The organism is Paenibacillus konkukensis (assembly GCF_023523925.1).
GTDB lineage: Bacteria > Bacillota > Bacilli > Paenibacillales > NBRC-103111 > Paenibacillus_S > Paenibacillus_S doosanensis.
Window position 1 is genome coordinate 5746054 of the sequence record NZ_CP027059.1, and the last position, 21987, is coordinate 5768040.

Here is a 21987-nt window from a genome sequence, read left to right on the forward strand (position 1 = left end):
CATGGAGGGATGATCCGGATGGCAATACTCGTCACAGGCGGTTCCGGTTATATCGGAAGCCACACTTGCGTGGAGCTGCTGAGTGCCGGCTACGACATCGTTGTCGTAGACAACCTGGCGAACAGCAGGCCCGAGTCGCTTAGAAGAGTAAGGGAATTGACGGGAAGAAACTTCAGGTTCTATAAGGCGGATTTATTGGACCAGGAAGAGCTGATGAAAATATTTGCGCAAAATAAGATCGAAGCGGTCATTCATTTCGCCGGTCATAAGTCGGTCGGGGAATCGGTGCAGCTGCCGCTCTGGTACTATCACAATAACATAACAGGGACGCTTGTCCTGTGCAAGGTGATGGAGAAGTACGGGGTCAAGAAGATCGTGTTCAGCTCATCGGCCACCGTATACGGATTGCAGGAGCGGGTTCCGATCCGGGAAGACTTGCCTCTGAGCGCAACCAATCCTTACGGCCGGACCAAGCTGATGATAGAGGAGATGCTGCGCGACCTGCACGCTTCCGATAACGGATGGGGCATTGCGCTGCTCCGCTATTTCAATCCGATCGGCGCGCATGAGAGCGGCCGGATCGGGGAAGATCCGAACGGGACGCCGAACAATCTGATGCCTTACATTACTCAGGTGGCGGCCGGCAGGCTGAAGGAGCTTCGCGTGTTCGGCAGCGATTATCCGACGGCGGACGGCACGGGGGTGCGCGATTATATTCATGTCGTCGATCTGGCCCGCGGACACTTGAAGGCGCTGGACAGGATCGTGAACACGCCCGGCGTAGAAGCCTATAACCTTGGAACGGGGCGGGGCTACAGCGTATTGGAGATCGTCGCGGCCTTCGAGACGGTCACCGGCTGCCGAATCCCTTACAAGATCGCCGAGCGCCGGCCGGGAGACATCGGCATCTGCTACGCCGATCCGGCCAAGGCGAAGCGGGAACTGGGCTGGACGGCCGAGAAGACGATCGAGGACATGTGCCGCGACTCTTGGCGCTGGCAATCGAGCAATCCGAACGGTTATGCGGAAGACAGCAGCTTCGCGGCCGGTTTCGGCGTGAAAGAACAACCTCGCAGCTACGGAAGAAGCGGCGGGGTTTTTGCCTATTCGAGCGGAGACATCTCTTGAAAAAGGGATGCCGTGCCGTTCAGTTCAAGAAAGCAGGGGCCTGATGTGAAATGAAACGAATGTTGGATGTGGTAACAGCTGCGGTGCTTTTGGTGTTTTTGTCTCTCCTGATCGGCGTCGTTGCGGTATTGGTCCGATGGAAGCTGGGCTCGCCCGTCGTCTTCCGGCAGCAGCGTCCCGGATTGCACGGCAAGCCTTTTATGCTGTACAAATTCAGAACGATGAACGATGCGAAGGACAGGGACGGGAATTTGCTGCCGGATTCGATCCGGCTCACGCCGTTCGGCCAGTTCTTGCGCAAATACAGTCTGGATGAGCTGCTGCAGCTCGTCAACGTGCTCAAAGGCGACTTGAGCCTGGTCGGCCCGCGGCCGCTGCTTATGGATTATTTGCCGCTGTACACGCAGGAGCAGTCAAGACGGCATGACGTGCGGCCCGGCATTACCGGCTGGGCTCAGGTGAACGGCAGAAACGGCATCTCGTGGGAGGAGAAATTCAAGCTGGATGTGTGGTATGTCGATCATCGCAGCTTTGCTCTCGATTTGAAAATATTGGCTTTAACGTTTCTCAAGGTTGTGAAATCGGAAGGAATCAGCCATGCCAATCATGTCACCATGGAGCGGTTCTCCGGCTCGAAATTCTCATGAAACGAGTGTGATGAACAATGGAGCTTGCCGTAATCGGCGAAGGCGGCCACAGTAAAGTCATTTTGGACCTGATTCGGGCGGAGGAGAGCTATGCCCTCACCGCTATACTTGATGACAAATACGATTCGCTGACGCTCCGGGACGGCGTATATGTCGGCCCTGTCGCTTCGGCTTCCCGCTTGCTCAAGCATATGGCGGGCCTCAAATTCGTGGTCGCGATCGGAAATAACGAGGTCCGCAAGTCCATCGTGTCGCGATTAGGCTTAACGAACGAGCACTACGTTTCTTTGGTTCATAGAACGGCCGTCGTCAGCAAGAGCGCATCCATTGGTCTTGGCACCGTCATCATGGCGAATACGATCGTCAATGCCGACGCCCATATCGGCAATCATTCGATTATTAATACCGGGGCGATTATCGAGCACGATAACCGGATCGGCGACTTCGTCCATGTGGCTCCGAAGGCGACCTTGACCGGGGCCGTCGTCGCTAGGGAAGGGACGATGATCGGGGCCGGAGCTACGATCATTCCCGGCAAGAACATCGGCGATTGGGCGGTGATCGGAGCGGGAGCTACCGTAATCAGCGATATTCCGTCGTATTGTACGGCGGTCGGCACGCCGGCCAAGGTGCTGACGAAGCCGATGTTTGCTGAAGGCCGGTTGAACTTAATTTGAAGAAAAGGGATGTGATTGGAAGCTATGGCAACGAATCCTAAGAAGATCTTTTTATCTCCTCCGCATATGAGCGGGAAAGAGCAAACCTATATTCAGGACGCTTTTGATACCAATTGGATCGCTCCCTTGGGCCCGAATGTGGATGCCTTCGAGCGCGAGCTGGCCGATTGCGTGGGAGTCCGCGATGCGGCGGCGGTTAGCTCGGGTACAGCGGCGCTTCATTTGGCGCTAAGGCTGCTGGACGTTCAGGAAGGAGACGCGGTATTCTGCTCCAGCTTCACTTTCGTAGCGAGCGCCAATCCGATTCGCTATCAAGGGGCGGAACCGGTGTTTATCGATTCCGAACCGGATACATGGAATATGTCTCCGCAGGCGCTGGAGCGGGCGCTGTGCGCTTCAGCTCAGGCAGGGAAGCTGCCCAAGGCGGTTATTGTGGTCCATCTGTACGGCCAAAGCGCCAAGATGGACGAGATCGCGGCTTTGTGCGAGCGCTATGGCGTTCCGATCATCGAGGATGCGGCGGAATCGCTGGGCTCCGCCTACAAAGGAAGAGCCAGCGGTTCCATCGGCCGGTACGGCGTATTTTCCTTTAACGGGAATAAGATCATTACGACCTCCGGCGGGGGCATGCTGGTGTCCAATGACGTTCAAGGCTTGCACAAAGCCCGCTTTCTGGCGACGCAGGCAAGGGATCAGGCCGCGCATTACCAGCATAGCGAGAGCGGTTATAATTACCGGATGAGCAATGTGCTGGCGGGCATCGGCAGAGCGCAGCTGGAAGTGCTGGAAGATCGCGTCCGGGCGAGAAGAAGCGTGTTCCGGCGTTACGCCGAGGAGCTGGCTTCCTTGCCGGGAATCCGCTTTATGCCGGAGCTGGAACAAACCCGTTCCAACCGCTGGCTGACCGCTTTAACGGTGGATGAGCGCGAGGCGGGAGTGACCGTATCCGAACTGCTGTCATCGCTGGCAGAGCAAAATATCGAGGCTCGTCCGGTATGGAAACCGCTCCATCTGCAGCCGCTGTTTGCCGGATGCGCTTATTATCCTCACAGCGAGAGAGAGAGCGTATCGGAGCGGTTATTCGCCGCGGGGATTTGTCTGCCTTCCGGTTCGGGCATGTCGGACGAGGAGCAGCTGCGGGTCATTGATTGCGTCAAAGCGTGCTGGGTGCGCAATAGCAGCATAAGCGCATAAAGATCAGGGCGTATCGCGCTGATCCGGCTTCTGCAGCTTTCGTTCATGATGCCGCAGCTTGCGCAGCAGCCGCGCTTTCATTGCCGGGTCAAGACAATCCCTATAAAGGATGCAGTTGTAAGCATGCATAGCTTTATGATACTTACGCTTCGCCTTGTGAAACGCCGTCAAAAGCGAATACATAATAGGATGACCCCCTTTGTAAACCTTATGTGCATACGGACGGATGTATTCAGCCGAGATCGTCCGAGAAAGCGCGGCCGTGATGTTCATCTTAACATAATGCGGCCCGGCTTTCGACTGCTGCACGATAAGGAGGTCGGATTGAGGGAGGTGATGCGCCGATAGCTTTGATCTTGACGGTTAGAAGCGCGGTGACAAACAAAATATGAACATGATTTCAGCCGCTTTCGCCCCGCTGTCTTAATCGGCGGAATCGACTAGGGGATGTAACAGACGGAGGATTCATACGTGGGAGGTTACGGTTTCATGATTTGTACCGAGGGTGTGATGTGGACAAACCAAGAAATTTTGCTCAATGTGTCGTTTTGGAGTGATGTAGATCATGATTGGTAACAATATTTCATCCATTCGGAAGCAAAGAGGCTTTACGCTATCCGAGCTTTCGGAGCGGACCGGCATATCGAAGTCGTATTTGAGCAATATCGAACGAAATCTGAAGCAAAATCCGTCGATCCACGTGATGGAGAAAATCGCCTCCGTCCTGAAGGTCGATCTCAAAACGCTGCTGAAAATCGCCTCGGATGGGGACGCGAAGCAAAGCCTTGACCAGGAATGGATGGATTTTGTTTGCGATTTGAAAAATTCAGGCATCGATAAAGAACGGATTCATGAATATAAAATCGTGATTGAATTTATGAAATGGCACAATGACAAAAGGAAGTAAATCAAAATCTTGGTTTTGGTGGGCGTTAGTTATCGGATCATTGGGATGCATGTTTGCCATGACGGCCATGCAGACGTTTACGGGTGAGCATACGAAGCTTATTATTCAGCGCTATATAGGCAATATGACGGAGGACCATCTTTATTGGGCCAATTCGTTTGTACGCAAAGGAGCGCATGTCGTCGCCTTCGGCCTGCTTGCTCTTGTATTCTACAAGGCGATAAGAAAAAGAACGATCGGGTATGCGCTATGTTGTACGCTTTTGGCCGCCATGCTGGATGAATGGCATCAGTCCTTCGTTCCGGACAGGTCTGCATCCTTCCGGGACGTTATGCTGGATACGTTGGCCGGGCTGCTCTTTCTGCTGGGCGCAGCCAAGTTCAGAGGCCGCAATGAGAAAGCCAAAGACGGCATCATGACGAAAAGCTCTTAAAAGCGTGGTGAAAAAGCGGACATCGCCAAGCGGGAACAGTTTATAGAAGCGGCACCGGTTCGCCTTTGTCTCCCGATTTTCAACCGTTTTACCGGTTCGCGATTCGAGAAATCGGGGGACAACAGCGATCGAAAGACGTTTTCGCATGGGCCGTCGGCGTTTTTCACCATACTTTTAACGGATACGGCGAATTGTTCGCTCCCTCTGTTTTTGATATAATGAAACCAATGTATGTTAGCTTTGATTACGGTATGTAAAGGAAGGGCTTGCATGATAGGAAAACGAGTTCAACAGCTTCGCAAAGAAAAGGGATTGTCGATCACCGAGCTGGCCGAGCGGGCTGGGGTCGCCAAATCCTACATCAGCAGCCTGGAACGGGATATTCAGAAAAATCCTTCGATTCAATTTCTGGAAAAAATCGCCGCGGTATTAAAGGTGCCCATCGACAGCCTGATCGAGCAGGAAGAGTCGTCTTACAAGGAACCCGAGCTGGACAAGGAATGGTACGACATGATTAAGGAAGCGATGGCTTCCGGAGTCGATAAGCAGCAATTCCGCGAATTCCTCGAATGGAGAGCTTACAATCGCAGCAATGCTAAGAAATAGTTTGCGTATGATTCCCTCTGCATTTCCCCAATAACAACCCTATTGAGCCGCGTTCAACAGCGCAGAGTGGTGCGGACTCCGTCCCGTTCCCGCCACTGCGTCGATAACGGACATCATCGGATTATGTAAAAATTCCCGAATTTCGTTCGTACTGAGCCCCAGACGACGTGCCGTCACTATGAGTTCGGTCCATTCCGCATCAAGCTCCTCAAAATTCAACTGCTTCGCTGTCTTCACGCTTACCCCTCCTGAATTGTATGTTTTTTTGATACAAAGTGTATCCTTGAATGTATTATTGCACGTTTTTATAGCAAAATCAATCGTCGCGAGTCGATAAATATACGAAATGTATCATATTTCACAGAAATGAAATTCCTCCTCTCTACATGCCCTCCGACGCTTTTTCCTCCGTTCCTTCTTCTGAATTTTAAAAATATTTAAAAAAATCTTCAAACTCCCATGTAGGATTCCGTAAGATTCAGTAGGTAATCTTTACAATCAAGTACATCAAATGTTATCAATTCTCACACATAGCTTGGACTGATAGAGGGGGGGGTTCTATGATCTCGTTTCAGCAAGTGGATAAGCATTATGGCGAGTTTCATGTTCTGAAAAACATTGAGCTTGAGATCGATCAGGGCGAAGTAGTCGTGGTCATCGGTCCTTCCGGCTCCGGCAAGAGCACGCTGCTTCGATGCATCAATCGATTGGAAGCGATTACAAGCGGCAGTCTGACCGTTAATCAGGTGCAGGTGAACGACAGCAAGACGGATATTAACAAGCTGCGCCGGGATATCGGCATGGTGTTTCAGCATTTTAACCTGTATCCGCACATGAAGGTGATCGACAACATCACGCTGGCGCCGATGAAGGTGCTCGGCATTTCCAAGTCGGAAGCGCAGCAGACCGCCATGTATTATTTGGAAAAAGTAGGGATCGAGGATAAGGCCGACCGGTTTCCGTCTCAATTGTCGGGGGGCCAGCAGCAGCGGGTAGCCATCGCCAGAGGGCTTGCCATGAAGCCGCAAATTATGCTGTTTGACGAGCCGACCTCGGCGCTGGACCCGGAGATGGTCGGCGAAGTGCTGGACGTTATGAAGACGCTCGCTACGGAAGGGATGACGATGGTCGTCGTGACCCATGAGATGGGATTCGCCAAAGAAGTGGCGGATCGGGTCGTATTTATGGACAAAGGAGAGATTCAGGAAGTGGCTCATCCTCATGAGTTTTTCTCCAATCCGCGTGAAGAGCGGGCGCGGCTGTTCCTGAACCGGGTATTGAATCATTAAGTAAAGCCTATTCCGAATATTGAGGGGAGTTTTGACCATGAAAGCAAAGAAATGGTTGGCAACCGGCGTTTCGATTATCGCTTTGTCCGCAATGATTTTGTCCGCCTGTGGAACGAAGGACGGTGGAGACGCAAGCACAGGGACGGGAGGCTCCAAACCGGCTGCGGCTTCGGTGCTCGATGAAATTAAGAGCCGCGGCAAGCTCGTTGTCGGCGTGAAATACGATACGAAGCTGTTCGGTCTGAAGGACCCGGCGAGCGGCAAGGTCGAAGGCTTCGACGTCGATATCGCCAAAGCGCTGGCCAAGCAAATCGTGGGCGACGAGAACAAGATCGAGTTGAAGGAAGTAACCTCCAAGACGCGCATTCCGATGCTGGACAATAAAGAGATCGATATGATTATCGCGACGATGACGATTAACGACGAGCGCAAGAAGCAGGTCGACTTCTCCGACATTTATTTCAAGGCGGGCCAATCGCTTCTCGTGAAGAAGGGCAGCCCGATCAAAACCATCGCCGACGTGAAAAAAGGCACGAAGGTGCTGGCCGTCAAAGGCTCGACCTCGGTGGACAACATTAAGCAAAAGTCCCCAGATGCCACCGTGCTGGAGTTTGACAATTACCAGGATGCGTTCAGCGCGCTCAAGGCCGGCCAAGGCGATACGCTGACGACCGACAATGCGATCTTGTACGGCATGGCCGCGCAGGATTCCAACTATGAGGTCGTCGGCGAGCCGTTCACCGACGAGCCGTACGGCATCGCGATCAAAAAGGGCGAATCCGCACTGCTGCAGGCGGTCAACGACGGACTCAAGACGCTGCAATCGAGCGGGGAGTACAACAAAATTTATGAGAAATGGATCGGCAAGGCGCCGTCCAAATAAGAATCGCGAGCGAAGAGGGAGACCGGTGCGTCTCCCGTCTTTCTTCCCGCATAGGGATGCGTTTTTACGCAATAACGAAAGGGGGATGAAGCATGCCCGACATCACGATTTTTACAGATTACTTCGGCACCTACATGAAGGGCTTCGGCAATACGATATTGTCGAGCGCCATCGCGCTGGTCGGAAGCTTCCTGCTCGGTACGATCATCGCCGTGTTCCGGATTACGCCGCTCAAGCCGCTGCAGTGGTTCGGAACGGCTTACGTCGAGTTTATCCGCAACATTCCGCTGCTGCTGGTCATCTTCGTATTCTTTTACGGGCTGCCGTCGATAGGCGTTACGCTGAGCGGCTTCGTCTGCGGCACGATCGGGCTGACGATCTATACGGCCGCCTTCGTGGCCGAGGCGATCCGCGCCGGCATTATGGCCGTTCCCAAAGGGCAGACGGAAGCCGCCAGAGCATCGGGTCTGGACTACATGCAGACGATGCGCCATGTCGTGCTGCCGCAGGCGATCAAGATCGTCATTCCGCCGCTCAGCAACCAATTCATTAATCTGGTGAAAAACTCATCCATTCTCGGCGCTTTCGCCGGACTCGATCTGATGTATTACGCCGATCAAGTAGCCAGCAAAACGTACGCCACGTTCGATACGTATATTTTCGTCGCCGTGCTGTATTTGGTATTGACCCTCCCTTTGAGCTACATGGCCTTACATTTAGAACGCAAATTGGCAAAAGCCGGATAGGAGGGAGTCTATGGATATCGCAGGCGCTTTTTCCGCCCATAATCTCGTATTTATACTCGAAGGCTTCGTCGTTACGCTGCGCGTGGCGTTCATCGCCATCGTGCTCAGCTTTATCATCGGCTGTATCGTCGGGACGCTTCGCTACACCCGAATGCCGGTGGTCGCTCCGGTGCTGGCCGTCGTCGTCGAGCTGGTCCGCAATCTGCCGCTGCTGCTGATTATTTTCTTCACCCGGTTTGCGCTGCCGGATATCGGCGTCAAGCTCGGCGTTGAAAACTCGGCGATCGTCGGGCTTGCCGTATTCGAAGCGGCGATGATCTCGGAAATCGTCCGCAGCGGTCTCGCCTCCATCGACAAGGGGCAGATCGAAGCTGCGCGCTCCTCCGGTCTGAACTATGTCCAGACCCTTTGGCATATCGTGCTGCCGCAAGGGCTGCGCCGGATGGTGCCGCCGATGGTCAGCCAGTTTATTTCGCTGCTGAAGGACACATCTCTGGCGATCGTTATCTCCTTGCCGGATTTGATGCATAACTCGAAGATCGTAATCGGTCAGAGCTACAACTACACGCTGCCGATTTTGGCGCTGGTGGCGCTGCTCTATTTTACCGTCAATTACGCTTTGTCGCTGGCGGCCAAACGATTGGAGAACCGGCTGATTTAACCGGACGGCATCACGGCTCCGTGCCGACCTCTGAATGCGTGTTCAGGAGGTTGGCTTTTTGCTCGCGCGTCCGAACCGTCAGGAAATGTTCTCCGCTACGCTAAAGCATGGCGAACGTGGTAAAATAGAAGATAGGTATAATCAGGATGAAGCGTCCATATAAGTGAATCATTCCCTTTCGGGCTGAGAGGAGGGGCAATCGTTGGAGTGGATGCAAAACCGGTTTAAGAGCACAGGCATGCAGATCCTGATTATCGCGCTGCTGGTGGCGATTGCCGGCGAATTCAAGATCACCCCTTTTAGCGGGGAAATTTTCCGGATTGGGCTCGGGAGCAGCGCCTTTTTGTTTTTTCTGCTGCTGATGCGGCACTTGCCTTATGTCAAAACCGGGGTAGCGGTCGGAGTGGCCGTGCTGCTGTTCCGTATGCTGGAGGACACTGCTTCGGCCGACCATCTGCTGATTTTGGAGAGCGTGCGCAAGCATTTCTCCGCGATGCTCTATTATATCGTGTTTTCCATCGGAATGAGCTGGATTCAGAAGCGGCTGCACGTGCTTCATCCGCTGCTTCTCGGCGCGTGTACGGCCGGGATCGATTTTCTGTCCAATGAAATGGAGCTGATTGCCCGCAGCACGCTGTTTCATCTGCCGTATGTCCAGCTGTCCCAATGGCTGCTCATTTCGGTGACCGCGGTGGTGCGCTGCTATTTTACCGTCGGGCTGTACAGCAGCCTTACGGTCAGTCAAATGCGAATCGTTCATGCCGAGCAGCAAAAGCGGATGGAGCAGATGCTGAAGATCGGCAGCGGGCTGTACGGCGAAGTGTTTTATTTGAAGAAGTCGATGGATACGATCGAGCAAATTACAGCCAAAAGCTACGATCTGTACTGCCGACTGAACGAGGCGAAGGAAGGCTGGGAATACAGCCGCTCGATTCTCGAAATTACGCAGCAAATCCACGAGGTAAAAAAAGATTCGCAGCGCATTCTCGCGGGCTTATTAAAGCTGTCCGACAGGGAAACCGCTTCCGAGATGAAGCTGTCGGAGATTGTCCAGTTCGTGATGCGGTCGAATGAAGAATACGGCAGGATGCTGCTCAAGGAAGCGAGCTTGGAGAAAGATGTGCGGTCCGATTATATTACGTCTCATTATATTCCGCTATTAACCGTGCTGAACAATTTGGCCGCCAATGCGGTCGAGGCGATCGAACGGAAGGGGACCGTGCGCATCCAAGTTTACGAGATGCACGAGGACACGGTATTTATCGTATCCGACTCGGGGAGCGGCATTTCGGAGCAGGACAAGGAGATGGTATTCGAGCCCGGCTTTACGACCAAGTACAGTCAGGAAGGCATTGCCGCGACGGGTATCGGGCTGTCGCACGTGCGGGACATTGTGCGTTCCTTCGGGGGGACGATACGGCTGAAGAGCCGCGATCAAACCGATGAGACGACATTCATTGTATCTCTTCCTACTACGGCATTGAAGTAAGGGGTGAACGGATGATGCTATCCTATTGTATTGTCGACGATGACGCCGTAAGCCGGCGAATGCTGCAGACCATTATTGAGAACGGCGGGCTGGGCGAGGTGATAGCTACGGCCGGCAGCGGGACGGACGGCACCCGAGCGGTGCTGGACGCGCATCCCGACGTGGTGCTCATCGATTTGCTCATGCCCGATCAAGACGGAATCGAGACGATTATTCGCTTGAAGCGCGAAGGCTATGCGGGCAAATACGTGATGATTTCCCAAATCGAGAACAAAGAGATGATCGGCAAAGCGTACCAGGCCGGAATCGAATACTATATTCAGAAGCCGATTAACCGGATCGAGGTCGAGGCGGTGCTGTCCCGGGTCGGAGAGCAGTGGAAAATCGGCCGTTACTTGCAGGAGATCAAAGAATCGCTGGCCAAGCTGGATATTATCGGCAGTCCGGACCGCAGCGCCGGCAAAAAAAAGCCGAGCGTCCGCGAAGTCGTTCAGCCGATATTGATGGATCTGGGCGTGATCGGCGATGCCGGAAGCCGCGACATCGTCGAGATTATCGACTACTTGGTGCAGGTACACAAATCGGAGGCGCTGCCGTCGCTCAAAGAGCTGTACGAGGTCGCCGCCCGCGCGCATAAGCCCGACGGAACCACCGATACGGATAAGGAAGGAAAGGCGGTCGAGCAGCGCATCCGCCGCGCCGTCCTGTCGGCGCTGAACCATCTGGCCAGCATCGGCCTTACCGATTACGGCAATCCGAAGTTCGAGCATTATGCGCCGCTTTACTTCGACTTCCAGGACGTCCGGCTGAAAATGAAAGAAATCGACGAGAACAAAACGCAGGATAAAGGGAAAGTAAATATCAAAAAGTTTTTGCAGGTGCTCTACTTGCAGACGCTCGATAAGATCAGAGAGTAGCGCAAATAACCTCGGCCGCATGACGCGGGCGGAGGTTATTTACGATTGGCTGTAAAAGCCCGGTGAGAAAAGAGCGGAGGGCCAGTTGTATCTGGAAAAGCGTCAGCGTTCGCCTAAGAAAAAAGGAACGTGAGCGGGAAGTCCCTACCGGGAAGCGTGAAGCCCGATTTGCGCTAAAATCGCGCTGCCCACATACATTCCGCTAAACACGAAGATAGCGACAATGGCGACCTTCCAAGACGTTTTGCGCAGATCGATCAAACGGTCGGCAACGGAAATGCCGGCGAAGGTCAGAATCGGCGTCGTGATCGACAGGAAGTCGACGGCCTGAATCATTTTGATGAAGGAATCGGAAATAAGACAAAAAACAAGAGATGTAATCGACACCCAGCCGAGCACGGGGAAATCTTGAATGATTTTGAGCGGCACCTTCTTCATGAGGCCGGAAATTAAAATACCGATGAAGGAAAACAGCCACAGCACGATCAATCCGTAGATCGTCGTCATGGAGATCGGTGTGCCGCCGGGATTTTTAAGCAGCTTGATTTCCTGCGTGAACAGGATGAGACCTATGCTGAGCAACAAGACCAAAGCGTATTTTGCGTATTTATTTAATCCGCCGTCCATTATTTCGCACCTCTAACCAGTAGTTTGTACATAAAGCGTTGAATAGGAACTGCAAGGAAAACCATCGTATAGGTGCCCATGAAGCTGGTCAATAGCTGGCTTGCCGACGCGTAGGCCGTAATGGTGTCCGCTTTGGCCGGGATTCCCGCCACCAGGGCCGATGAAGCGGCCGTCATCATACTCGCGGAGCCGACGCCCGCCGACATCGCCAATGCTTCTACGTCGAAGCCGAACGACAGCAGAATCGGGGTCACGATGCTGAAGAACAGCGTTCCGAACAGTGTCCCGATAATGTACAGCGACAATACGCCGCGGCCTTCATCCGAATCGAGCGTATATTTCTCGGAGATGTAGGCGAGTTCCCCTTCGCGGCCGATACCAAGCGTCGCGCCGATGGCTTCTCTCCTCAGACCGATCAGAATGGCGATCGGCAGCCCGATAAGCACGGTGCACAGATGACCGAACTCCTGAATGACGAAGATCCAGCCGACTTGCAAAATCTCATGAATTTTGGGAGCGACGTCCGCTCCGTATCTGGCCATCAAGGGCAGCATGATGAAGATCAAATATTTGCCCGAAAAGTTCACGTTATCCTTGCTGTAAACTTTCTTCAGGATGCCTTTGCGCACTACGGTGATCCCGAGAATCATCGTGATGAGGATCGCGTAGACGAGCGGCAGAAAGCTGATTTTGATCGAACCGATCTTAACGGCTTGGATGCCGATAAACTCTGACACGGTAATGACCAAAAGCGCGAATACGAGCAGAAGTATAAATTGGGACTTGGAAGCCGTCGATTTCATGATAATCCTCTTTTCCGTTAATTACTGTTGCGCGATCGATAAGATCAGTTTCTCATAGTCTTCATAGGATCTCCGGTACAGCTTGGAACGGTCGATTCTCCCGTTGAAGCGCTCGAACACCTGGGCGAGAAATCTCGGAAACACTTCATAGATGAACTCGGGATCGATGTCCTTGAAGTCGTCTCCATGGATCGTTCCGGTAAATCCGCTGTAGCCGATCTGGATGCAAGGGATCATGTAAGACAAATCCCCGATGTCGCCCGCGGCGCTGATCGGCGTTTCGTTCCGGAAGGCGGCGATTTCATCGCTCTCGTGGAACGCCTCGATGACGAAGTCGGACAAATAGCGGTCCTGCACAAACGGCAAGTAGCCCATCTGCGTTTCGATCGATACGGTTCCCTGCAGAGCCAGCGCGCTTCCTTTTGCCGCATCGTCCATTTTGACCGCCGCTTCCTTCATGTAATCGACCGTCAGCGTTCTCAGGTCCGATCCGACCTTGATCCGGTTCGGAATGACGTTGGTGGACATATCGGATTCCATCACAATCGGATTCATCCGCACCTTCTCCGAATCTTTCATTTGCTGGCGGGCCAGGCCGAGCGCGACATTGAACAGCGTGGACATGCTGTAGGCGTTTTTCGCCGAGAACGGGTCGAAGCCGGCATGAGTCGCCTTGCCCTCGAACGTATACCGCTTGTACAGAAATCCGGCCAGGTCGCAGTTCGTTTCGATCGTCCGCACCGGAAATTCGCCGCCCATGGCATGAACGCATACGCCGATGTCGATATCGTCGAACACGCCGAGCTTCATCGCCTCCGGCTTGCCGCCGTAATACGAAATCCGCTTGTTTCTCAGCAGCTCGTCCCGGTAGGCGAGATCCAGGTACTCTTCCGCAGGCACGAAAATGAACGTCAGCGTATAATCCCAAGCTTGGTACGCGCCGGTCGTATAGAAATACTTGTACAGCGCCAGCGCGATGGCGACCTGGGTGTAGTGGCCGCAGTTATGCGCCGCGCCCGTCGCTTGATCCGCGCGCCAATGCGAGGGAGCATAGACGGCGTCGAGCTCCGCGATGAAGGCGATGCGCAGCTTCTTGCCGCTGCCGAGCGACGTTTTGATCCCCGTCGTGCTGAAGGTTTCGAGCTGTATCCCGGGATGGATACGGTTCAAGAAATCGACGACCGTCTGCCGGGTCTTCACTTCTTTATAGCCCAATTCAGGGTTGTCGAAGATCGTCCGCGCAATGCTCTGAATTTCCTCGAATTGCTCTTTGAACAGCATAATAACCTCCTGATGTCTATTATTTTTCCGCTATATAATATTACTTAATTTAAGTGTGAAAATACATAGCTTTTTTGTATTCCTATGAAAAAAACGTCTATCGGCGTCTTTTGGTAGAGCCAGCTAGGGAATACGGCGCTTCATATGCGCGCCTGTGCGCGGACGTTAAGCGGCGAAAAACGTCTGATGAAAGAGGATTTGTGCGTTTTGCGTAGAACTTTATATCCTTAAGCAAGGGCTCGATCTTTTTTTTCGTTTGGATATGCCGGATCATTTCGAAAGAAAGGACGGGAAGCATGATGAGCATGCAGGAGTTGCGGCGGATCGCCGCAGCGAGCGGCAATATCGTCTTTTTCGGCGGGGCCGGCGTCTCCACGGAGAGCCGAATCCCCGATTTTCGCTCGGCCGGAGGACTGTACGAAAGCGGGAGCGGCAGCGGACATTCTTATCCGCCGGAGACGATACTCAGCCGGAGCTTTTTTATGGAACATCCGGAGCTTTTTTACGAATTTTACAAGTCGAAAATGATTTATCCGGACGCCCGGCCAAACGCGGCTCATACCGCCCTGGCGCATATGGAACGGGAAGGCCGTCTGCGGGCGGTCGTCACGCAAAATATCGACGGGCTGCATCAGGCGGCGGGAAGCCGCTGCGTACTGGAGCTGCACGGCTCCGTTCATCGAAATCATTGCATGAATTGCGGCAAATTTTTTGATTTGCCACATATCGTTAGTTGTAAGGATGCGGTGCCTGCATGCGATGTCTGCGGGGAAATCGTTAAACCCGATGTGGTGCTGTACGAGGAGACGCTCGACATGAATGTGCTGGAGCGCGCGGCGGAAGCGATCGCCTCGGCGGAAATGCTGATTGTCGGCGGCACTTCGCTGACGGTTCATCCGGCGGCCGGATTAATCCGGTATTATACGGGCAATAAGCTATTATTGATCAATCAGTCTCCGACGCCTTACGACGGCCGTGCCGATTACTTGATTCAAGACAGCGTCGGCAAGGTATTGTCGGAGCTAAGCGGGTTATCCTGATAACAGGAGGTGTGGCGCAACTTGTTGACTACGCTTGTTGAGAGAGCTATCGAATTTGCGGCGCGTGCCCATCAAGGCCAGGTGCGTAAAGGGACGGACATCCCGTACATTTCCCACCCTTATGCCGTAGGCATGATCCTGCTTGACGCGGGCTGCGACGATGAAGTGGTGGCGGCCGGCATATTGCACGATACGCTGGAAGATACGGACGCTACGTATGAGGAGCTGGTTCGCAAGTTCGGGCAGCGGGTGGCGGATATCGTTCTCGGCTGCTCGGAGCCGGATAAAACCTTGTCTTGGGAGGAACGGAAGGACCATACGATTAACTCCTTGAAGACGGCTTCCCGGGACGTTCGGATGGTCGCCTGCGCAGACAAAATTCATAATGTCCGCAGCACGCTAAGAGCGATTGAAGCCGAGGGGGAAGAGGCGGTATGGCGCCGCTTCAAGCGGGGCAAGGAGCCGCAGGAATGGTATTTTCGGCAGCTGATCGAAAGCTTGAAAGAACGGGAGCCGTTCCCGCTGCTTCAGACGCTGGAGCAGGAGGTCGCGCGGCTGTTCGGCCCGCCTTCGTCGGGATAGCCGGTTTAGCTTAGCCAAGCCCGAGTGCATTCGGAGCTTGGTTTTTTTGTCCCTAATAAAATGTATGGATTTCGATTAAGAAGCAGCAGGAAAGGAAGAGCTTAAGATGGTGCGATTCGGAATTATCGGAACGAATAAAATTACGGAAGAGCTGATTGCGGCAGCCCGCCAGGCGGAGGATTTCGCCTTGACGGCCGTCTATTCGCGAACCGCCGACCGGGCTACGGAGTTTGCCGCCATGCACGGGATTTCTCATACGTTTACCGATCTGGAGAAGATGGCGTCGAGCGCGGAGCTGGATGCCGTGTACATCGCCAGCCCGAACAGCTTGCACGCCGAGCAGGCGATCTTGTGCATGAAGGGCGGCAAGCATGTGCTGTGCGAGAAGCCGATCGCTTCCAATACGGCCGAGCTTGAGGCAATGATCCGGACGGCGCGGGATAACGGCGTTCTCCTGATGGAGGCGATGAAGTCTACGCTTTTGCCCAATTTTGCGGCGATTCGCTCGAATCTTCACAAGATCGGACCGGTGCGGAGGTATTTCGCGAGCTATTGCCAATATTCTTCCCGCTATGACGCCTACAAGCAGGGAACGGTGCTGAACGCGTTCAATCCCGCGTTGTCGAACGGTTCGCTGATGGACATCGGAGTGTACTGCCTATATCCGCTCGTCGCATTATTCGGCAAGCCGTCCCGCGTTCAAGCAAACGGGATCATGCTGGAATCGGGCGTAGACGGGCAAGGGAGCATGCTGCTGTCGTATGAAGAGATGGACGGCATGGTGATGTATTCCAAAATCACATCGTCGTACGCGCCCTCCGAGATTCAAGGAGAAGGCGGCACGATGATCATCGACAAGATCAACCAGCCCGAACAGGTGCATATCCGCTATAGAGACGGCAGCGTAGAGGAGCTGACGCAGTCTCAAGCGGCCCGCAACATGATATATGAGGTAGAGGAGTTTATCCGGCTGCTGCACAGCGGCCAGCGGGAATCGGCCGTCAACTCCCACGCGAATTCGCTAACGACGATGGAAATTATGGATGAAGCGAGAAGGCAGCTGGGGCTCGTCTTTCCGGCCGACCGCAAGATACTGTAATGCACAATAACGGAGCCGCTCTCTGCGCCAGGCGCTTAAGGGCGGCTCCGCATCGTACGGGCGAAGCGTTCAACTTTAACCCGCGGAGACTTCGGCCAACGTTTTCTCGTAGCACAGGCTGAGCTCGTAGTTAACGTACTCGCCGAATTTATCGATCGCACGCCGGAATGCTCGCTTCGCTGTAGCGACCCAGCGCTTTCGTCGCGGATTCCAGCATGCGGCGGCGCAGCTTGTCGCTGCGGATTACGCGGACCCGCTTGCCGAGAAAGCGGATTTTGGACAGCACGTAGTCGCTCTCGTCGCCGAGGAACGTCAGCGTAATCCGGTACGTATCCGTGTCCGCGGCGTAGGAGACTTCCTTCTCGAAGCAGGAGAAGGCGTACAATATTCTCGACAGCTCCGGATTGTATTCGCGAACGACCTCGATATCGGCGGTTTCCTTGCGCCGCTCAAGGATGGAGGAGATGGAGGCTCTCAAGGCTTCGGCTTTGGCGGCCGGGAACGGCTGCCCGGTTACGGACAAAATATTGCCGAGCGGCGTCGACATGAACGCGCGCCTCCCCAGATGATGCCAGAGCAAGTACCATTCCCGCTTGATCATGGAGTATTCGAGCCGGAACGGAAAGCCGGGCTGTCGGTCGAAGATGCTTCCGTCCTTGATGCGGTACGTGACGCGCAGCGACTCCCGGTTCATAATAAGCCGCCGGAGCGGGCGAAGCAGCGGATGGTACACCTGCTTCTCCGCGCTTTTCGCCTTCTCGATCAGGCTGCCCGCATGTTCCAGCAGCGGCGTGTCCCGGGTCAGGCTGCGCAGCTTCTGCAGCGTCTCCGGCGTAAAGGCCGCCTCCGCTGCGGGATGGGCCAGCATCGTCTTCAGCCAGATGCGCTCATGCTGCGTCACGGCGAACGCGCCGGCATCCTCCAGCCGCGACATAACCTGGTAATTGAAGATTTTTTCAAACAGATTCATAGTACGCCTGAATCTCCTTCCATTCCTCCATAATTTCGCGCCGCAGCTTGGCAGGCTCGAGCACTTCGCAGCTGGAGCCGAAGCTGCGCAGCCAAGGCTTGATTTCGGTCGTGCCGTTTACCTCGATTTCGTAGACGAAGCTTTCCTCGTCTTCCTCCGTAATCCGTCCCCATTGTCCTTGCAGCAGCACGCGCTCCTTGACGAAGTTAGGTCCTCCGGACTGCGGGTGGAAGAAGCGCGCCTTCACCGTCACTTGGCGGCCGGTATCGATCAGCCAGCTGAAGCGGGTGTGCTCCTCCAGCGCCCGGCGCTTGGCCTCGAACAGCTCCTCGGAGACGGGCTTGCCCTCTTCGATCTGGGTGATCCCTTCCAGCCGGTATTTTTTGATGCTGTGACGGGCGCTGGAGCCGAGCAAATACCAGCGGCCGTACTGATGATCGTAGACGACCTGCAGCGGCAAGACGAGTTCATGCTTGCCCTCGGTTTCCCGCTCGAACAACGGATTCGTATTTTGGGAGGCATAGCTTTTTCCTGTCTTGGGGGAAAAATACAAGAAACCGACCAAACGCCGCTGCCGGATCGCGCCGAGCAGGGTGAACAAATGCGCTTCGTCCAAAATGCGCGAATGGTAATGATATTTGTATAGAAAAGGCTCGGCGAGCGCCGCCTCCTTGGCTTGCTTACGCAAAGCCTTCTTCAGTACGTCCCGCAGCAGATAGCCCTGCACCGAAGGCACCTGAGTACCTGCCATGACGTCGACGAAATCGTACAGATCGATGAGCTCGTCGTCGGTCAGCGCTTTAAGCAGGCCGTCCTGCATGCTGTAACGATAAGGCCTTCCTCCCGGCTCGCGGGCTATGGCGCCGACCTCCTCCAAATATTTGAGATCCGAGCGGATCGTTTTCTCGTCGGGGAGCGGGAGGCCTTCGGGCATTCGCTCGCAGCAAGCGTCAAGCAGCTCCATCGCCGTCATGGGAGACGACTGCATCGCGCTGAGCAGCAGCGATAGCCTGTGGCTCTCCGAATCTTTAAGCGATTTGGCACGGTACAAGAACAGCAGCATCGGGTCCGCCGATTCGTAATAATTGAAACGGAGCGTTTCGGCGAACTCCTTTCCCTGCTCGGCGGGAAGCTGCTGGTATACCGCTTGGACGATGTCTTTAAGCCGGCGGATCGTCTTGTCGTATGTATGAATCGAGATGCCGAGCCGCTCGGCGAACTGCTGCCGGCTGTAAGCGCCGCTCGTCAGCGCAAGCATCCGCAGAAACTGGATTTCTTTGTCAAAGCTTTCTCTGGCCATGATCCTCCCCCGTTTCGTTACAGGCTGTTCCTTTTATTGTAACAGGGGAGGGGATAGGGTGAAAATGGAAAAATGTTTCAACCGCTCGTAATAGTTTCGCCGTGTTCATACGGCGCCGAATCAGCGATGATAGACGCATGAAGAGGCGGCGAGAGATTTGCGTGCAGCCGCCGCAAACGACAGGAGGAATGGATAGTGACGCAGCGCATCATAGATCGGTCAACGATTATCGGGGAGCTCGAACGAATCGAGCGGGAGGAAGGCGTGCGGGTTCTGTACGCGTGCGAATCGGGCAGCCGGGCATGGGGGTTCCCATCCAAGGACAGCGATTACGACGTCCGGTTTCTGTACATCCGGCCGCTGGAATGGTACGTGTCGATTTTTGAGTGGAGGGATGTCATCGAACGGCCGATCAGCGATCAGCTGGATATAAGCGGCTGGGATTTGAAGAAGGCGCTGAATTTGTTCCGCAAGTCGAACCCGCCGCTGCTCGAATGGCTGCAGTCGCCGATCCGGTACGCCGAGAACTATTCGGTGGCCGAGCGAATCCGCAGCCTGTCGCCGCTCGCTTTTTCTCCGAAGTCGTGCGCCTATCATTATCTGCATATGGCCAAAAGAAACTACCGCGATTATCTCCAGGGGGAACGCGTCAAGATCAAAAAATATTTTTACGTGCTGCGTCCGGTATTCGCCTGCGAATGGATCGAGCGTTACGGCACGATGCCGCCGATGGAATTCGACCGGCTGACGGATCGGCTTCTTGCCGAAGACAGCAGGCTAAAGCAGGCCGTTGATGCGCTGCTCGTCCGCAAAAAAGCGGGAGACGAGCTTGATCTGGAGCCGCGGATTCAGCCGATCAACGATTACTTGGAGGAGCGGATCGCCCACTTCGAGCAGAGCGCGCGCCATATGGCCGACAATGAAGGGAGCCGGGACCGGCAGCTCGACGAGCTGTTCCGCTCGGCGCTCCGGGAAGTGTGGGGGATAGAGGCGCTGTGAGACTTTTTCGCCAGACTCCTAAGAGGATGGTGAACGCCTTTGAAAACGGATTCTCTCCGCAGAAAAACGAGAAAATAATCCAAAGAATCCGATTTCAACAGCGATTGGAGGATCAAATGGACGCCGCAGCGGACTTTTTCACCACTCTTCTAAAAGTGTGGTGAAAAAGTCCCTGTTATTACAAAATGAAGCCGTCAAAGTTACCAAAAAAACGGAACCCTGAGCATGTAGTGGAGCAAAGATACTGGGGACAGCCTGTTATCTTGGCGAGGACGGTGCAGGAAAGTGCACCGGCCCGTGGCCTTCTGGCTTTGAATCGGCACAGTCGCTTTAAATTCTGGACCATGGCCGTAAGTGTAGCTTGCTCTTGCATGCGATCAAGACCGCGGCTGCGGGCTCGATCGAGTCCATGTCTTCCTTTGGCCTCCGCAAAGGCATGTTCAATACGCGCACGCAGGGCTTGGATGTGCCGGTATGCACCATGACGCTGAATACTTTTTGCAAAATTGTAAGCCTGGATCTCCTTCTGTTTGAGACGGCGTTTGGCTTTTCGAACGGGATGCAATGCTCGGGTCTTGTAAACCGGGAATTCTTGCAGCTTGAGACTACGCAACCGGATGAGTGGGATGATGCCAAGTTCATGGAGCTGAACCAGATAGTCTGCTGACTCATACCCTTTATCTGCCGAAAGCGTTCGGATTTGGAGATGAGGATGACGAAATCGAATCGCTTGCACTTGCTTCAGGCTGACTTCTCTTTCTGCTGTACCGGATGCTAAAGAAGCCCGGGTGTCCAGGATCACGCCGGAGTGAACATCGATCAGATCATGCACCAAATAACGCAGATGAGCTTCCTGCCCTTTGCTTTTCTTATACAAACGGGCATCGGGGTCGCTGGTACTACGGTGCGTACGGTTGGAAAAGGTTTTGCCATGAAAATCTTCGTGAACAGCCTGTTCCTCTACCTCCGAATGATCGTTCCTCGTAGAGGGAGGTTTAGGGGCATCCTCCTTGTCGGTTTTCGTGTCTTCGGTATCCTCCTTGGCTTGGCGTACTAAATACGCCTCGATAGATTCGACAGGGGCCAGTTGGATTTCTGCCAAACTGTGAATGGACGCATTCGCGCGTACTTGTGTTCCGTCCACGGCCGCATCCATTTGCGGCTTAACGAGTCCTGCGATGATGCACTGGTCAACAATGTCGCGCATCAGGTCGTCAAACACCTGATGGTCCCGCCAAAACTTTCGGGTTTTCACCAGAGTGGTCCGATCCGGCAAGGCCAGCTCGGCTTCTTCGGGATGCAGAACGGCTTCAAAGTCGAGGCCGCAAAACCACAAGTAGCCCGCATGCATAGGCAGCAAATTGTACAGAGCACGCTCACTGTGGTTGAACAGATAACAAAGAACCATCAAGCGTAGCTGAAGTTCAGGATCGCTCACGGGACGACCCATATTTTCGGAATACAGAGCACGTGTACGTTCGTGAATCATGCTCCAATCAATAACACGATCCAGTTGACGAAGAAGATGGTTTTGGGGAACAAGCGCCTCCATCTCGACCATTTGAAATAGTCGAGGTTGGGTGCCTTGGCGTTTGGAAACTAGCATAAGTTTTGGCCTCATTTCTCATCGATCAGTTCCATTTATTTTACCATTTCTATTGTGTCATGACTGTACAATGCCACTTTTTCACCACGCTTCTAAAAAGGTG

25 protein-coding genes are annotated in these 21987 nt (G+C 54.1%); 17 read left to right on the forward strand and 8 right to left on the reverse strand.

Translation table 11 applies throughout. The features are described from left to right. Positions 1-18 precede the first annotated feature (18 nt). The 4 genes from galE (at position 19) to SK3146_RS24995 (ending at position 3646) form a co-directional block, all read left to right on the forward strand. Positions 19-1128, forward strand: coding sequence for a UDP-glucose 4-epimerase GalE (gene galE, locus SK3146_RS24980; RefSeq protein ID WP_249861308.1), 1110 nt, complete (start codon positions 19-21; stop codon positions 1126-1128). A gap of 50 nt (positions 1129-1178) precedes the next feature. After that, positions 1179-1775 carry a sugar transferase gene (locus SK3146_RS24985; RefSeq protein WP_249861309.1) on the forward strand — a complete coding sequence of 199 codons (597 nt, stop codon included), beginning with the start codon at positions 1179-1181 and terminating at the stop codon, positions 1773-1775. A gap of 17 nt (positions 1776-1792) precedes the next feature. Then, positions 1793-2452 (forward strand): acetyltransferase, encoded by a 660-nt coding sequence (locus tag SK3146_RS24990; protein WP_249861310.1) that lies wholly within the window; start codon positions 1793-1795, stop codon positions 2450-2452. Between the two features lie 66 nt (positions 2453-2518). After that, positions 2519-3646: a DegT/DnrJ/EryC1/StrS family aminotransferase gene (locus SK3146_RS24995; protein ID WP_434006821.1), complete on the forward strand. Its 1128-nt coding sequence runs from the start codon at positions 2519-2521 to the stop codon at positions 3644-3646. Positions 3647-3649: 3 nt separating this feature from the next. Here SK3146_RS24995 and SK3146_RS25000 read toward each other — a convergent pair whose 3' ends face one another. Beyond that, the gene (locus tag SK3146_RS25000) at positions 3650-3829 is read right to left on the reverse strand and encodes a hypothetical protein (RefSeq protein ID WP_249861312.1); all 180 of its coding nucleotides are present in this window, start codon (positions 3827-3829) and stop codon (positions 3650-3652) included. 382 nt (positions 3830-4211) lie between these two features. Here SK3146_RS25000 and SK3146_RS25005 point away from each other — a divergent pair, with 382 nt between their 5' ends. The 3 genes from SK3146_RS25005 to SK3146_RS25015 all read left to right on the forward strand — a co-directional run bounded on the left by SK3146_RS25005 (position 4212) and on the right by SK3146_RS25015 (position 5592). Then, positions 4212-4553: a helix-turn-helix domain-containing protein gene (locus SK3146_RS25005; RefSeq protein ID WP_249861313.1), complete on the forward strand. Its 342-nt coding sequence runs from the start codon at positions 4212-4214 to the stop codon at positions 4551-4553. Between the two features lie 58 nt (positions 4554-4611). Further along, positions 4612-4986: a VanZ family protein gene (locus tag SK3146_RS25010; protein ID WP_249861314.1), complete on the forward strand. Its 375-nt coding sequence runs from the start codon at positions 4612-4614 to the stop codon at positions 4984-4986. Between the two features lie 270 nt (positions 4987-5256). Further along, entirely contained in the window at positions 5257-5592 is a 336-nt protein-coding gene (locus tag SK3146_RS25015) for a helix-turn-helix domain-containing protein (RefSeq protein ID WP_249861315.1), read from the forward strand. 39 nt (positions 5593-5631) lie between these two features. On the opposite strand, the gene SK3146_RS35160 is transcribed toward SK3146_RS25015, so the two are convergent. Then, entirely contained in the window at positions 5632-5829 is a 198-nt protein-coding gene (locus tag SK3146_RS35160; RefSeq protein ID WP_349655163.1) for an anti-repressor SinI family protein, read from the reverse strand. Positions 5830-6152: 323 nt separating this feature from the next. Here SK3146_RS35160 and SK3146_RS25025 point away from each other — a divergent pair, with 323 nt between their 5' ends. From SK3146_RS25025 to SK3146_RS25050, 6 genes are all read left to right on the forward strand, one after another. Further along, the gene (locus SK3146_RS25025) at positions 6153-6881 is read left to right on the forward strand and encodes an amino acid ABC transporter ATP-binding protein (protein WP_249861316.1); all 729 of its coding nucleotides are present in this window, start codon (positions 6153-6155) and stop codon (positions 6879-6881) included. A gap of 37 nt (positions 6882-6918) precedes the next feature. Then, positions 6919-7764 carry a transporter substrate-binding domain-containing protein gene (locus SK3146_RS25030; RefSeq protein ID WP_249861317.1) on the forward strand — a complete coding sequence of 282 codons (846 nt, stop codon included), beginning with the start codon at positions 6919-6921 and terminating at the stop codon, positions 7762-7764. A gap of 92 nt (positions 7765-7856) precedes the next feature. Beyond that, a complete protein-coding gene (locus SK3146_RS25035) occupies positions 7857-8510 on the forward strand; it encodes an amino acid ABC transporter permease (RefSeq protein WP_249861318.1) in 654 nt (217 codons plus the stop codon). 10 nt (positions 8511-8520) lie between these two features. Next, positions 8521-9171, forward strand: coding sequence for an amino acid ABC transporter permease (locus SK3146_RS25040; RefSeq protein WP_249861319.1), 651 nt, complete (start codon positions 8521-8523; stop codon positions 9169-9171). A 211-nt stretch (positions 9172-9382) separates the two neighbouring features. Continuing rightward, positions 9383-10660, forward strand: a complete 1278-nt coding sequence (locus tag SK3146_RS25045; protein WP_249866432.1) for an ATP-binding protein — start codon at positions 9383-9385, stop codon at positions 10658-10660. Positions 10661-10671: 11 nt separating this feature from the next. Further along, positions 10672-11577 (forward strand): response regulator, encoded by a 906-nt coding sequence (locus SK3146_RS25050; RefSeq protein WP_249861320.1) that lies wholly within the window; start codon positions 10672-10674, stop codon positions 11575-11577. 144 nt (positions 11578-11721) lie between these two features. Here the strand turns inward: SK3146_RS25050 and SK3146_RS25055 are convergent, their stop codons facing one another. The 3 genes from SK3146_RS25055 to SK3146_RS25065 are packed head-to-tail and all read right to left on the reverse strand — an operon-like array spanning position 11722 to position 14288. After that, positions 11722-12204, reverse strand: coding sequence for a hypothetical protein (locus SK3146_RS25055; RefSeq protein WP_249861321.1), 483 nt, complete (start codon positions 12202-12204; stop codon positions 11722-11724). Next, the gene (locus tag SK3146_RS25060) at positions 12204-13007 is read right to left on the reverse strand and encodes a DUF3100 domain-containing protein (RefSeq protein WP_249861322.1); all 804 of its coding nucleotides are present in this window, start codon (positions 13005-13007) and stop codon (positions 12204-12206) included. Before SK3146_RS25060 ends, SK3146_RS25055 begins: the two co-directional genes overlap by 1 nt. A gap of 21 nt (positions 13008-13028) precedes the next feature. Beyond that, complete coding sequence (locus SK3146_RS25065; protein WP_249861323.1) at positions 13029-14288, reverse strand: M20/M25/M40 family metallo-hydrolase; 1260 nt, start codon at positions 14286-14288, stop codon at positions 13029-13031. 296 nt (positions 14289-14584) lie between these two features. On the opposite strand from SK3146_RS25065, the gene SK3146_RS25070 reads away from it, so the two are divergent. The 3 genes from SK3146_RS25070 (at position 14585) to SK3146_RS25080 (ending at position 17009) form a co-directional block, all read left to right on the forward strand. Continuing rightward, a complete protein-coding gene (locus tag SK3146_RS25070) occupies positions 14585-15328 on the forward strand; it encodes an NAD-dependent protein deacylase (RefSeq protein ID WP_249861324.1) in 744 nt (247 codons plus the stop codon). A gap of 21 nt (positions 15329-15349) precedes the next feature. Then, positions 15350-15910 carry an HD domain-containing protein gene (locus SK3146_RS25075; protein ID WP_249861325.1) on the forward strand — a complete coding sequence of 187 codons (561 nt, stop codon included), beginning with the start codon at positions 15350-15352 and terminating at the stop codon, positions 15908-15910. 106 nt (positions 15911-16016) lie between these two features. Then, positions 16017-17009, forward strand: a complete 993-nt coding sequence (locus SK3146_RS25080) for a Gfo/Idh/MocA family protein (RefSeq protein ID WP_249861326.1) — start codon at positions 16017-16019, stop codon at positions 17007-17009. Positions 17010-17157: 148 nt separating this feature from the next. On the opposite strand, the gene SK3146_RS25085 is transcribed toward SK3146_RS25080, so the two are convergent. Both SK3146_RS25085 and SK3146_RS25090 read right to left on the reverse strand, forming a co-directional pair. Next, complete coding sequence (locus SK3146_RS25085; protein WP_249861327.1) at positions 17158-17979, reverse strand: WYL domain-containing protein; 822 nt, start codon at positions 17977-17979, stop codon at positions 17158-17160. After that, the gene (locus tag SK3146_RS25090; RefSeq protein ID WP_249861328.1) at positions 17966-19279 is read right to left on the reverse strand and encodes a helix-turn-helix transcriptional regulator; all 1314 of its coding nucleotides are present in this window, start codon (positions 19277-19279) and stop codon (positions 17966-17968) included. The genes SK3146_RS25085 and SK3146_RS25090 overlap by 14 nt, the downstream gene beginning before the upstream one ends. 195 nt (positions 19280-19474) lie before the next feature. On the opposite strand from SK3146_RS25090, the gene SK3146_RS25095 reads away from it, so the two are divergent. Further along, complete coding sequence (locus SK3146_RS25095; RefSeq protein WP_249861329.1) at positions 19475-20278, forward strand: nucleotidyltransferase domain-containing protein; 804 nt, start codon at positions 19475-19477, stop codon at positions 20276-20278. A 178-nt stretch (positions 20279-20456) separates the two neighbouring features. On the opposite strand, the gene SK3146_RS25100 is transcribed toward SK3146_RS25095, so the two are convergent. Next, a complete protein-coding gene (locus SK3146_RS25100) occupies positions 20457-21884 on the reverse strand; it encodes a transposase (protein WP_434006817.1) in 1428 nt (475 codons plus the stop codon). Positions 21885-21987 lie beyond the last annotated feature (103 nt).

Coding starts and splice junctions, on each gene's coding strand:
- galE (WP_249861308.1), top strand. CDS start 19: ATGGCAATACTCGTCACAGGCGGTTCCGGTTATATCGGAAGCCACACT.
- SK3146_RS24985 (WP_249861309.1), top strand. CDS start 1,179: ATGAAACGAATGTTGGATGTGGTAACAGCTGCGGTGCTTTTGGTGTTT.
- SK3146_RS24990 (WP_249861310.1), top strand. CDS start 1,793: ATGGAGCTTGCCGTAATCGGCGAAGGCGGCCACAGTAAAGTCATTTTG.
- SK3146_RS24995 (WP_434006821.1), top strand. CDS start 2,519: ATGAGCGGGAAAGAGCAAACCTATATTCAGGACGCTTTTGATACCAAT.
- SK3146_RS25000 (WP_249861312.1), bottom strand. CDS start 3,829: ATGTATTCGCTTTTGACGGCGTTTCACAAGGCGAAGCGTAAGTATCAT.
- SK3146_RS25005 (WP_249861313.1), top strand. CDS start 4,212: ATGATTGGTAACAATATTTCATCCATTCGGAAGCAAAGAGGCTTTACG.
- SK3146_RS25010 (WP_249861314.1), top strand. CDS start 4,612: ATGACGGCCATGCAGACGTTTACGGGTGAGCATACGAAGCTTATTATT.
- SK3146_RS25015 (WP_249861315.1), top strand. CDS start 5,257: ATGATAGGAAAACGAGTTCAACAGCTTCGCAAAGAAAAGGGATTGTCG.
- SK3146_RS25025 (WP_249861316.1), top strand. CDS start 6,153: ATGATCTCGTTTCAGCAAGTGGATAAGCATTATGGCGAGTTTCATGTT.
- SK3146_RS25030 (WP_249861317.1), top strand. CDS start 6,919: ATGAAAGCAAAGAAATGGTTGGCAACCGGCGTTTCGATTATCGCTTTG.
- SK3146_RS25035 (WP_249861318.1), top strand. CDS start 7,857: ATGCCCGACATCACGATTTTTACAGATTACTTCGGCACCTACATGAAG.
- SK3146_RS25040 (WP_249861319.1), top strand. CDS start 8,521: ATGGATATCGCAGGCGCTTTTTCCGCCCATAATCTCGTATTTATACTC.
- SK3146_RS25045 (WP_249866432.1), top strand. CDS start 9,383: ATGCAAAACCGGTTTAAGAGCACAGGCATGCAGATCCTGATTATCGCG.
- SK3146_RS25050 (WP_249861320.1), top strand. CDS start 10,672: ATGATGCTATCCTATTGTATTGTCGACGATGACGCCGTAAGCCGGCGA.
- SK3146_RS25055 (WP_249861321.1), bottom strand. CDS start 12,204: ATGGACGGCGGATTAAATAAATACGCAAAATACGCTTTGGTCTTGTTG.
- SK3146_RS25060 (WP_249861322.1), bottom strand. CDS start 13,007: ATGAAATCGACGGCTTCCAAGTCCCAATTTATACTTCTGCTCGTATTC.
- SK3146_RS25065 (WP_249861323.1), bottom strand. CDS start 14,288: ATGCTGTTCAAAGAGCAATTCGAGGAAATTCAGAGCATTGCGCGGACG.
- SK3146_RS25070 (WP_249861324.1), top strand. CDS start 14,585: ATGATGAGCATGCAGGAGTTGCGGCGGATCGCCGCAGCGAGCGGCAAT.
- SK3146_RS25080 (WP_249861326.1), top strand. CDS start 16,017: ATGGTGCGATTCGGAATTATCGGAACGAATAAAATTACGGAAGAGCTG.
- SK3146_RS25085 (WP_249861327.1), bottom strand. CDS start 17,979: ATGAATCTGTTTGAAAAAATCTTCAATTACCAGGTTATGTCGCGGCTG.
- SK3146_RS25090 (WP_249861328.1), bottom strand. CDS start 19,279: ATGGCCAGAGAAAGCTTTGACAAAGAAATCCAGTTTCTGCGGATGCTT.
- SK3146_RS25100 (WP_434006817.1), bottom strand. CDS start 21,884: ATGCTAGTTTCCAAACGCCAAGGCACCCAACCTCGACTATTTCAAATG.